10 protein-coding genes are annotated in these 11,537 nt (G+C 52.7%); all 10 read right to left on the reverse strand.

Annotated features, from left to right (window positions below; translation table 11 throughout):
* Positions 1-8: 8 nt before the first annotated feature.
* The gene (locus tag DEF47_RS07480) at positions 9-545 is read right to left on the reverse strand and encodes a hypothetical protein (protein WP_012187724.1); all 537 of its coding nucleotides are present in this window, start codon (positions 543-545) and stop codon (positions 9-11) included.
* 8 nt (positions 546-553) lie between these two features.
* Positions 554-1,219, reverse strand: a complete 666-nt coding sequence (locus tag DEF47_RS07485; protein ID WP_012187723.1) for an RNA polymerase sigma factor — start codon at positions 1,217-1,219, stop codon at positions 554-556.
* Positions 1,220-1,605: 386 nt separating this feature from the next.
* On the reverse strand, positions 1,606-2,415 hold the full coding sequence (locus DEF47_RS07490) for a prenyltransferase/squalene oxidase repeat-containing protein (protein ID WP_012187722.1): 810 nt from the start codon (positions 2,413-2,415) through the stop codon (positions 1,606-1,608).
* Between the two features lie 44 nt (positions 2,416-2,459).
* A complete protein-coding gene (locus DEF47_RS07495; RefSeq protein WP_012187721.1) occupies positions 2,460-7,235 on the reverse strand; it encodes an Ig-like domain-containing protein in 4,776 nt (1,591 codons plus the stop codon).
* 16 nt (positions 7,236-7,251) lie between these two features.
* Positions 7,252-7,668 (reverse strand): molybdenum cofactor biosynthesis protein MoaE, encoded by a 417-nt coding sequence (locus tag DEF47_RS07500; RefSeq protein WP_012187720.1) that lies wholly within the window; start codon positions 7,666-7,668, stop codon positions 7,252-7,254.
* A 1-nt stretch (position 7,669) separates the two neighbouring features.
* A complete protein-coding gene (locus DEF47_RS07505) occupies positions 7,670-7,909 on the reverse strand; it encodes a MoaD/ThiS family protein (RefSeq protein WP_012187719.1) in 240 nt (79 codons plus the stop codon).
* On the reverse strand, positions 7,906-8,697 hold the full coding sequence (hisF, locus tag DEF47_RS07510; protein WP_012187718.1) for an imidazole glycerol phosphate synthase subunit HisF: 792 nt from the start codon (positions 8,695-8,697) through the stop codon (positions 7,906-7,908). The genes DEF47_RS07505 and hisF overlap by 4 nt, the downstream gene beginning before the upstream one ends.
* A gap of 2 nt (positions 8,698-8,699) precedes the next feature.
* The gene (locus DEF47_RS07515; RefSeq protein ID WP_012187717.1) at positions 8,700-9,797 is read right to left on the reverse strand and encodes a coiled-coil domain-containing protein; all 1,098 of its coding nucleotides are present in this window, start codon (positions 9,795-9,797) and stop codon (positions 8,700-8,702) included.
* 2 nt (positions 9,798-9,799) lie between these two features.
* A complete protein-coding gene (gene hisA, locus DEF47_RS07520; RefSeq protein WP_012187716.1) occupies positions 9,800-10,522 on the reverse strand; it encodes a 1-(5-phosphoribosyl)-5-[(5-phosphoribosylamino)methylideneamino]imidazole-4-carboxamide isomerase in 723 nt (240 codons plus the stop codon).
* A gap of 141 nt (positions 10,523-10,663) precedes the next feature.
* Positions 10,664-11,296: an imidazole glycerol phosphate synthase subunit HisH gene (hisH, locus tag DEF47_RS07525; RefSeq protein WP_012187715.1), complete on the reverse strand. Its 633-nt coding sequence runs from the start codon at positions 11,294-11,296 to the stop codon at positions 10,664-10,666.
* Between the last annotated feature and the right edge of the window lie 241 nt (positions 11,297-11,537).

Below are 11,537 nucleotides of genomic sequence, written 5' to 3' on the forward strand. Positions count from 1 at the left end.
TTACGCTTTTAGGCGGTTTGTCGATTATTGGGTAGAGGCATGCGTTCCCAAACTTGCCAAATCAGCAGCAACAGAATCATCCATTGCAATGGTTGGCGCACGGCAATCATTGCGGCGACAAACGAGCGCGATGATGGAATATGCCGATAGAGCCAATCGATGGCAACCCCAGGCCACGTGCTAGCAGTCGCCAGCCAATCGCCAACCCCAACCGTGTTTGCCAAGAGATACACCCCGTAGATCAGCAAACCAAGCGCCAAGATGCTGGCAAAGCCACTGAGGCCAACGAAGGCGCGGCGTTGCAACTTCCAGTGCTTGCTGCGCACCAACATTGGTGGCATCAAACCTGGCACCAAGGCCAAGAGCTTGGCAGTCAGATCATCGGGAACACTGGTAATCATCGCTGAGCGCACGACAGTATCGAAGGCTTCGGCGCGGCGAGCACGTTGCGCACAGCTTTCACATTCAGCAAGATGGTCTGTAAGTTGTGGATCAAGCGCTTCTTCACGCAGATCATAGTTGGTACGATGTTCACAACGCTTCATGACACACCTCAGCGCCAGCCTAGGGCAAATGCAAAGCGACCGCGGTTTGGCCGTTCATCGGTAACAGGTTCACGTTTGGCGGGCAAAATTGCTTCCGATTGATTGGCACCTAAGAGCAAGGCAAGCCGCTCTTTACCACGGCGAATATAGCTTTTGACCGTATTCAGCGGTACTTCCAAAATTTCAGCAATATCATTGTACCGCAAATCGTCAAAATAGTAGAGCGTTAATGCTAAACGATAATGATCTTCCAGTTTATCCAAGGCTTGGGTTACCTCGGCCCGCAACTCGTGGTTGGTTGCCACTTCTTGCGGGTCGGCCCAACGGTTATCATCGGCAATGCTCGATAATGGATCAACGGTTTCACCATCGTCATCGGTCATTGGTGGCATCTCTGGAGCACGGCGGCCACGTTTGCGCAGCTCGTCACGCCCAAGGTTGATCACCAAACGATAGAGCCAAGTGGTAAAACGACTTTCGCCATTATACTGGCCAATCACCCGCAACAGCTTGATACAAGCATCTTGGGTTAGGTCAGCGGCATCTTCGGGCTGGCGCATCACGCTCATGGCGATGTTGTAAATATAATGTTGTTGGCTAACAATCAATGCTCCCATTGCTTCGGGGTCATTGCGTTGAGCGCGATATAAAATTTCTGTAGTTGGTTCGGCCACAGTATACAACTCCTTGCCATCAGCGTGGCTTCTGTTGCTTGAGACGCTGACCCGCAAAAAATAGTTGCAGCAATTCGCAGCGATTAATCACGATTATGCCAAAATTGCAAAATTCGCAAAATGATCTTTCGATCTGTCGCCCCTAGTCCTTTAGGACGATCACGCCAAACTGCCCCACTCGCTGGAGGTATTAGAGGTTTTAACGAAATAAGCAGGAGGTATATACCCTCACCCCAACCCCTCTCCCACGGCGGCGGGCGAGGGGCGTTTGGTTGAGTGGTTCCCCCTCGCTCGCTCGGCGGGAGAGGGGGCTAGGGGGTGAGGGCAGAACAAACTAGATGAGAATCCCACCTAATTATTACTTTTATAGGGGGTGCGGGGAGCCGTCACCGTAAGCCGAAGCGCCGTACAATCCGCACAATCCAGGCTGTTAGCAAGGGATCGGGCAAACCATTTTCGTTGAGCCACGCGCCACTTGGTTGTTGCAAATTGCGTAGCAAATTAATTGCCTGCGTCACGGCGCGGGTCATCCGTGGAATCCGTGCAATGCCCGCTGCATTCAACATTACGGCAAGGCTTGGCGCATCCCAATCGGTCGAAAGCAAATCGCCTAAGCCGCCCAACATGCGCTTGACTGGCCGACTTTCGCGGTGACCCAACAAAACGGCTGCCAACATAGCCCAACCAGTTGCCTCAACTCGAAAGCCTGGCAACAAGCCGTTATTGGCAATTTGGCCGAGCAACCATGTATTGGCTTTATCCGCCGCCACATTAACTTCGGGGTTATCCAACAAGGCTAGGCTGGCCGAACAAACAGCAGTCGTATAGATCAGCGCTGCATCCGACTCGCTATCCATCCACAAGGGCGGGCTATAGATCGCTAAATTGCTGTTTTCACGCCACCAGCCACGCGGCGATTGGGCATCGAGAATAAAACGGCTGGCCGCAGCTACTGCCGGATGATCGCTAGCCTCAAGTTCGACAAAATGGCGAATAATGTTGCAGCTATCGTTGAGTGTGCTCGGACGGCCAGTCACGCCATTCAGCGGAAAACCACCATCATCATTTTGCAAAGCGGCTAATTGATCAAGGAGTTCGTCATCTGCTGGAGTTGCCTCAAGCATGTGAGTTATTTTGGCTTGGGCTAAAACATTGCCCGATTGTTCAATCCATTGAATTGCTTCTGGAATACGCATTGATGTGCCTTAATTCTGAAAATAAAGATATGTCTATTGTACCATCAGCGAATTAGCACTGGCGGCGCGGTTTGTTTAAGCTCAACGATCTGGCCGCCACTGGTTAATTGGGGCGCTGGCCAAGCAAATTGGCCCTTGTGGCGAGCTACGCCCAATAGTTGAATGGGGTAAATGCCAGCCCGAACGTTGGCGGCACTGAACAGACCATCATGCCAATTCAAGCCTGTAGCTGAACCAAGCTGCCACTCCACACCACTCGGCGCAGCCAAACGTAGTTGTAACAATGACAGATCTTGTTCAAGCACCAAATAGCCTTGCCACAACCATTGCTCACCATAAGCCAATTGATCTTCGCTGCTGGAATGGAGCAAGTAGGCTTGGGTAGCAGGGTTTTGCCAGCTAGCTTGACTCGCCAACAAGATTGGGCCATTCGGCTCGATCTGCACGTTAAGTTGGTTGGTAATTGGCAACATTAGGCTGCTAGCTTGATCATAATCGCTCAAGGCTGCGCCATTCAAGCCCAAACGATAATCCCCACGGGTTGGAAAATCTTGTTGGGTTAGCTGAAATACCGCTACGCTACTTGGCAAATCTTCCCATGTCGTGCCATTCCAGCCCTCGGCGATCAGTTTGAGCACTTGGGCACGTAAGGCTGAACTTGGTTGGCTGCGCTCAAAAATCAAGCCGATCAGCGCCGCTTGGCGGGTGCGACTCATCCAAGCACTTGGCGTTAGGGGTTGAGCCAACATCTGGCTCACTTCAAGCAAATATTGATCGGCTTGAGGCGAATCGAGCAGCACCAAGGCATAGATCAAGCGCAAGCGTTGGGCAGTGGTTAATTGGCGATTTTTGAGCAAGCTGGTGATTTGAGCTTCAACTGTTTTGCCGCTGTGCGCCAAGGCCAACAGCATTTCGCTGCGCAAATCGGGATCAAGTGGACTAACCAAGGCTAACCAACGAGCGGCTTGATCTTCGAGTTGGCGCAGTTGGGGCGAACGTTGCTCGGTCGCAATCAGTTGCACAATCAAGGCAGTCAATTGCAAATCGCCCGCTTGCGCATCCCAACTCCAGCTGCCATTGGTAAGTTGCTGCTTGGCCAATAATTCAATCTCGGCCTGCGCAGGCTGCGCTGCATAGCGGGATAGCGCAATTCGCCCAGCCAACGTCAGGGGATCATCGCCCGGCAATTGGCTAGGCAAGGCTTGGCTGGCTTGGGCTAAACTAGCAATCACAATATTAATTGAGGCTGCTTGGTTGGCCGTCGGCACTTGCCAAGTAATATCGGTCGCTTCGGTCAACAAACGGCTTTGTTGCAAACGCACTTGGCTTGGTGGCTGAATCGTCAGGGCTTTGGTGATAATTTGGGTTTGCTGATTAACTTCAATGGTTGCGGTGAGCGTGGTCGTACCAAGGTTGGCGGCAACCAAGGCTTGAGTTGTGGTATAAATTCGGCCACTATTGCCCGTGGTTGGCTCAGCCAAGGCCGCAAGATAAGCCGAATCGACGCTCAGGCTAACGCTAGGAATCCCACCGCGAGTCGCTAGCAAATTCAAGCGAGCGGTCACGCTCAGTTGATCGCCCACAATCAAGCGTTCGGGCAACAGCATTTGGGCATCGATCAAGGGATTTGCTGCATACAACGTCGTGGCTTCGGCGCTATTCAAGCCATCACTGGCTAAGGCCTGAATCCGCCAACCCTCGCCAAATCCTTGTAAATCGAGCACTGCTTGGCCATTGCTGGCTGTGCGCACAAGCCGTTGTTGGCTAGCTGACGTTTGGATTGACTGAAAACTCAAGCCAACCATGCTGGCAACAGGACGACCAGCGCGTTGGGTTGCCAGCACCAATTGCGAACCGCTCACAACCATCGTCAAATCGAGTGGCGCAACTGCTTGGAAGGGAATTTGGCTGCTGCTACTGATTAACTGCTCAGCATCAAGCCAAGCCAAAGCTACCTCTAATTGCTGAGTATTGCTCAGACTGGGCGTAATCGCGATGCTCTGGCCCGCAACCCAAGGCTGAATCTGCTGGCGAATGCTGCTACCTTCAAACCAACTAACCAACACATTAGTAGCCGCCAGATTGGTCAGCGGGGCAAGCGCGAGTTCAGTTGTTTCGACCAAGCTACTTTGGCTCCGACCAATCAATTGATCGCTCTTGGCCCCCAACACCCACAAAGGCACTTCCACGCTGGCCGCATCTGGGCTACTGGCACGAATCAGCCACAGGCCCGCCCGCAAACCATTGGTGCGCCAAACAACTTCGCCAGCAGCATTGGTACGCAAACTTTGGGTGCTGCTAATTGCGCCTTGAACTTCGATTTGCAAAGCACGATTGCTCAAAGCCATACCCTGTTGATCGCGCAGCTGGAAGTTGATCGTGGCTGGTTGATTGGGATTGAGCAACTGTTGCTCAGCCTTGGCAGCTAATTGCGCAGGATAGTGAATTTGGCTGGGATGATAGCTAACTTGCTCACCAAGCTGAATTTCGAGCACATAATCGCCCAACAACGTTTGGCTCTGTTGATAATCGAACTGGGCAATTCCAGCGGCGTTGCTATGCCAACTGCCAGCATTCACTTGGCGATTACGCTGATCAAGCAAGCGCCACAGGCCATGTTGGCTCGGTAAATCGCTGATGATTTCAGCTGACACGATCGCATTGGTCGCTTGCAATTCGGGTAAAACTACGCGATAGGCCAAATCGGGCTGATTGACCACAAAATTTTGGCTCGCAATCACTTGGTTGGCATAGCGCAGCCGCACTTCATACAAACCAGGTTGAACATCGGCGGCCAGTTGCACCTTGGTTATCCAGAGACTTTGGCTTAGCACCAAGGTTTGTTCGGGCGCAATCGCTTGGCCACTAGGATCAAGCACTGCCAAGGTTAGGGTTGGCGTAGTCATCCCATCCGCAGCAAACTCGCTGCTGCCGATAATCGTCAGTTGTTGGTTGGCTAGGTAGCTCTGGCGGTCAAGCAGCAATTGGCTACTCAAACTTGGTGCTTGGCGTTGTGGTCGAATAATCGTTTCAGCCACAATCGGCGCTTGCGGCTCGCCGCCAAGCAAGACCAAACGCCCGCTACTGCCCTGAATTGAGCTTTGCCAAAGCCCTTGCGAATCGCTCTGGCCTGTGGCAAGTTGATTTGCACCCGCCAAAATGCTCAAATTTGCGGCGGCGACTGGTTGGCGATTGACCAGATCAACAATCCACGCTTGGGCTTGCTCAGGTGTCGCCAACAATTGCGCTCGATAGGGAGTCCAAATCAACACATGTTGCACAAGTTCGGCATTGGGAGCTTGCACTTGCAGTAATAACGCCGCTTGAGTTGGGGTAATGCTAATGGTTCGTTCAGGGCCAGCGGCAATTTGCCATTGCTGTTGCGGTTGCAAATTATAACGCTGAGGATTAAGCGGGGTTTGCGGTTGTTGCAAAGCCGCCGCCAAAACCGCCCGATCAACCGCATACAGATTCGCCGTGAGTCGGCTATTTTCGCGCCCACTCAACCGCAATTCGGCGGTAGTTTCCGGCAACAACAACGAATAAGCCGCACCTTCAATTTGCAGTGGCTGCGCTTGGGTTTGGGTGCGAAAGGTCAGCGGGGCAGAGCCAGCCAAGGTCAGCGTGTAAACTGTGCTTGGTTGCCATGCAGCACTAATCAAGGCCTGCTGATTGTTGATGTTAATCGCCACATTCGCAACTTCAGGCTCGATAAATAGTTGCTCGACAAGTTGCTGGCGCTCAGGCGTTTGGTTGAACAGCAAGCGCAGCGGATCATCAACGGCTAAACTGCCACCACGGCCTGGCACTGAGCCAATTAATTGCAAGTTGGGTTGAATTTGCCAAACTTGGGTGATTGGCTGGCTGAGTTGTAGGCTGGTAGTCAGCGTTTGAGCTGGCCAAGCTGCCTCAGGCAAGGCTTGAATGATGGTTTGTGGTTGGGGATCAGGCTGATATTGCACCTGCCAGGTTGTGCTCACAGCGGGAGTAAATTGAATTCGTTTGATCAATTGTTGGGTTGTGGTTTGATCAAGCAAACCCTCAAAGGCCCATTCCAAGGCTTGATCAGCCTGAAGGGTTTGGGTCGTTGGCGGAGCAATCAGGTTTGGCTCGCTCACCTGCACTTGCCATTCGGTGGTCTGAACCGGAATTCCCAGCAGATCGTTGAGATCTTGCAGCTTGAGTTGATAGTGCTGACCAATCTGCCATTGCGCCTGCACCAAAACGCTACGATCATCGAGCCAACGCACTTGGCTAGCAGCATTTGGCTCGATGCTTAATTCAGCTAAGCCCCGCTCAGTTTGGCTGGCATAATCGATCATCGCCCGATTGAAACGCAACAAAATCGGGGTATTGGGGGCAATAATCGCATTGGGTAGCGGTGAGCGAAACACTAACAGCGGGGCAGGAGCGGCGGTAAATTGGGTTGTCACGGTTGTTGCCAGGGTTTGGCGCAACATCGATTGGGCGGTTGGGCGTAATTGCACCGTCACGGTTGTGCCTGGTGTCCAGCCAAATTCAGGCTGCCAACGGGCACGGGCGCGGCCTTCCCAATGCCAACGTCCACGCACCGGCGGCGTAATCACCAAAGCATCCTCGACGCTCGAACGATCCATCGGCAGATTGAAATTAAATTCCAAGGCCGTGGCTGGCGGCAATTCGCGGCTACCAGCCAACGGCGTTAAGCGCAAAACACTTGGTTGCGGAACCCAGCCAGCGATACTCGCCACGATTACGCCAAGCAGCGCCGTGCCCAACAAACTAATTGTTGTTAGAAGCCAACGCCACCACCATCGTGCTAGTTTTTCGAGCAATCGCATAGCTCACCTTAGTGCTTCAACGCTGACCCACCCATTCTTGCGAACCATCGGTCCAGTGCTCACATTTCCAAATTGGCACAACCACCTTGATTTGATCCATCAGCCAAGCCACCGCAGCAAATGCCGCGCCACGATGGGCCGAGCCAATTGCAATCAGCACGGCAGTTTCGCCAATTTGCAACACGCCAACCCGATGGTGAATCGCGACCTTGCCAATGCCAAATTGGACTTGGGCTTGCCGCGCCAACAAGACTAGTTGCTGCTCAGCCATCTCGGGATAGGCTTCGTACTCCAAGTAGGCCGTAGCTCGCCCACCAAAGTTATTGCGAGCCACGCCTTCAAACAGCACAATCGCCCCATGGCCGGGGTCGCTGACCAACTGGCGCAACGGCTCGGGTTGCAAAACTGCCTCGGTTACCAAAAATGCTTGCACTCTAGCCCCCACTCACTGGCGGAATCAAGGCCAGTTCGTCGTTGGGCTGAAGCGTCGCCTCAAGCGTCACATATTGGCGATTGATCGCATACGCTAAGCCAGTTAAAGGCAATTTGGGATGCAATTCAGCTAATTGCGCCAGCGCTGTGCCAACTGTCGCAGTCTCAGCCACATCCAAATTCAGACTTGATTGATTGAGTGCTTCACGCAAGCCAGCAAATAAACGAATGCTAATGATCATACAGGCCTCGGCGTGCGGCGCATTGGAATGCCTTGATTGGCCAAATATTCTTTGACGGCTTCGACCGTGTAGGTGCCAAAGTGGAAGATCGAGGCAGCCAAGACGGCATCGGCTTTGCCTTCGTGCAATGCGGCGAGCAAATGTTCGGGCTTGCCAGCACCACCAGAGGCAATCACAGGCACGCCAACTTGCTGGCTAATCGCCGATAATAATTCGTTATCGTAGCCCGCGCCAGTACCATCGGCATCCATGCTGTTGATCACCAACTCGCCAGCACCCAAATCGACCACTCGTTTGGCCCATTCAATTGCATCCAAGCCGGTTGGCCGTGGATCGCGCCCAGTATGGGTGAAAACATTCCATTGGCTGGGTTGGCCTGGCTCGTTGATCCGACGCGCATCCATCGAAAGCACAATGCACTGTGAGCCGAAACGCTTGGCTCCATCTTCGATTAATTGCGGGTTGAGCACCGCAGCGGTATTGATCGAAACTTTATCCGCGCCAGCCCGCAACATTCGATACATATCATCGACCGTGCGAATGCCACCACCAACCGTTAGCGGAATAAAGACCTGCCGTGCCACATTCTCAACCACTTCGACCATAATATTGCGCTCATCGGATGAAGCGGTAATATCGTAAAACACCAATTCATCAGCGCCCGATTCGTTGTAGAAGGCTGCTAATTGCACTGGATCACCAGCATCGCGATGGTTGAGAAAGCTGATGCCCTTGACTACACGCCCAGCCTTCACATCCAAACAAGGAATAATTCGCCGTGTCAGCATGCTTAGATCTCGCTTCCACGTTCCAAAATTTCGCTTTGGGCAATTTGCAAACGGCCTTGAATTGCCGCCAACATATCGCTCAGCGCTTGCACTTCGCGCCGCTCAAAATCTTGCATGCGGCTCAAATTGGAAATTTGGGCATCTTCGAGGCGGTTTTGGGTACGGCTGAGCTTCGATTCATACTCATGACACCAGGTATCAATCCGCTCCAACGAACCCATAATTTGGCGAAGATGGGTTTCATCAGCACTGCGCAATTCATCAAGCTGCTCGTTATGTTGACCGCGTAATTCTTCCAAGCGTTCTTGGTTCATCAAGAAGCGCTCGGTACTGACCCGCTCGATCCGCTTGATTTCGGCGATCATATCGGGCAGTTGGGCACGTACAACCTCAATTTGCTCAGGCAATGGTTCGATTTGGGCTTCCAAACCTTTTTGCAAATCCTCAAGCCGCTCAAAGCGCGAACGCAACTCGCGAATACCTTCGCCAATATCGATCACCATTTGTTGGGTTTCGACGGCTTGGCGACGCATTTGTTGCTTTTCAATTTGCACATCTTCGCTAAGTTTGCGCATATCTTGCACAGTTTCAGCATCGGCAGCCCGCAAATGCTCGATCTGGCCGCCCAACGAACGATAATGCTCAGTTTGCTCACGCATCCGCGCCTCAAAATCGCTCATGCGCTGTTCCATCAATTCAATTCGGGCAAACCAGCTTTGTGATGTTTGCAAATCTTGTTTGCGATGCTCTTGCTGTTGGGCCAACGAAAGCTGAATATCACGAATTGGCTTGACGCTATCGTCCATGCGCACAGTGCTGTTAGCAATTTCCTTGCGCAAGGTGGTCAATTCGCGGCGATAGCTTTCCAAGGTTTGGGCTTGCTCTTGGGCTTGACGCTCGATCATGCCTTGCAATTGAGCCACGACCGCCTCAGATTTACGCGATTGCTCGGTTGACCACGCGTACTTGCCGTTTACGTCTTTGATTTGACGACGTAATTCATCGATTTGATTCTGGAGATAGAGCAATTGCGATTGCTCTTGGGCGCGTAAACGCTCCTCTTCATAACGAGCAGTAATATCTTGTTTCGATGACGACACGTTTAGCCTCCGTGTTCAATCGTTTGAATTGCCGAGGCCAGATCGATATGGCCTGTATAAAGTGCCGTGCCAATAATTGCCCCGCTAATGCCCAGTTCAGCCAAACGCGCCAAATGTTCAACGCGGGCGATGCCGCCAGAAGCGATAATTGCTGGGCCATTGGGGGTTACCAAGGCGGCAGTTTGAGCATAATTTGGTTCGCTCAAGGTGCCATCACGGCTAATATCAGTATAGATGATCCGCGCAACTCCGAGTTGACCCATTTGTTCAGCTAGTTCAGTTGCGCGTTGACGGCTGCTCGCCAGCCAGCCTTCGGTCGCCACGACCCCATTGCGGGCATCGATACCAATCGTAATCGCCTTACCATATTGGCGCACCAATTCGGCCACCAATTCAGGGTTGCGCACCGCTACCGTGCCCAAAATCACATCGCTCACGCCAAGCTCAAAAGCGGCGGCAATACTGGCGGCATCGCGCAAGCCACCACCAAGTTGCACAGGCACACTGACCGCTTTGGTGATTGCAGCAATCGTGCTGGTTTGAGTTGGGCGACCAGCTTTGGCTCCATCAAGATCAACAATGTGAATACGGGCAGCGCCGGCTGCTTCCCACTGCTGCGCGACCGCCACCGGATCATCGCCATAGACGGTGGTTTGTTCAAAATCACCTTGCACCAGCCGCACACAACGGCCATCGCGCAAATCGATTGCTGGTATAAGTTGCATGGTTCTCCTAAAAGTCATTGGGGATCGGGTTTTGGGGGTTGGGGATCGGCTATGTTTGCCAAACCAGCCCAGTTTTATACGATCCTGCTGCGCTCTATCATCGCCTTGTTATAGCTCTATAATATTGAGATTGCTTGAATGTTACGCCCGATCCCCGACCCCTGAACCCCGACTCAGTGCCAATTCAACCCAATTCCCCAGCAATTTTAGCCCCCATTGGCCGCTTTTTTCGGGGTGAAACTGGACAGCAGTAATATTATCGCGGGCAATCGCTGCCGGAAAATTCAGACCATACTCGGTACGGCCAGTGACCAAAGCTACATCGTCAGTTGCTAAATAATAGGAATGCACAAAATAAAATTCAGCTCCGTTGGGAATCCCATCCCACAAGGCGCTGCCATCGTGCTGCACGCCGTTCCAGCCAATTTGTGGTACTTTCAAGCCTTGATCGAAGCGGCGAATCGTGCCTGGCACTAAGCCAAGGCATTCGTGCAAGCCAAATTCTTCGCTTTGCTCGGCCAGCACTTGCATACCCACACAAATGCCCAAAAATGGCGTTCCGCGAGCAATCACCTCGCGAATTGCTGAATCCATGCCCATTTCACGCAACGAGCGCATGGTATCGGCGGTTGCGCCAACGCCAGGCAAAACCACTGCCTGCGCCGCCCGTACTGCCGCTGGATCAGTCACCACTTCGATCGGGGCTTGAACATATTCCAAGGCTCGCACTGCATTGGGCAAGTTGCCAGCTCCATAATTGATCACTGCAATCATAAGTGTCCTTGTATGTATTGCGGGTCGGGGATCGGGGGTTGGGGATCGGTCTGGGATGGGCTATGGGCTAGTTTGAAATTCCAAAACGTTCCGATAGCCAAGCGTCAATAGCCTATTCCCAAGCCCAGCCCCCGATCCGCGATCCCTATGTTCTATATTCTTATGTGTAATGGTTCATAGGATGAACAACCAGTTCTAACCGTCCCTCACCCCCAGCCCCTCTCCCACTGCGGCGGGCGAG

Source organism: Herpetosiphon sp. (assembly GCF_003512625.1).
Lineage (GTDB): Bacteria > Chloroflexota > Chloroflexia > Chloroflexales > Herpetosiphonaceae > Herpetosiphon > Herpetosiphon aurantiacus.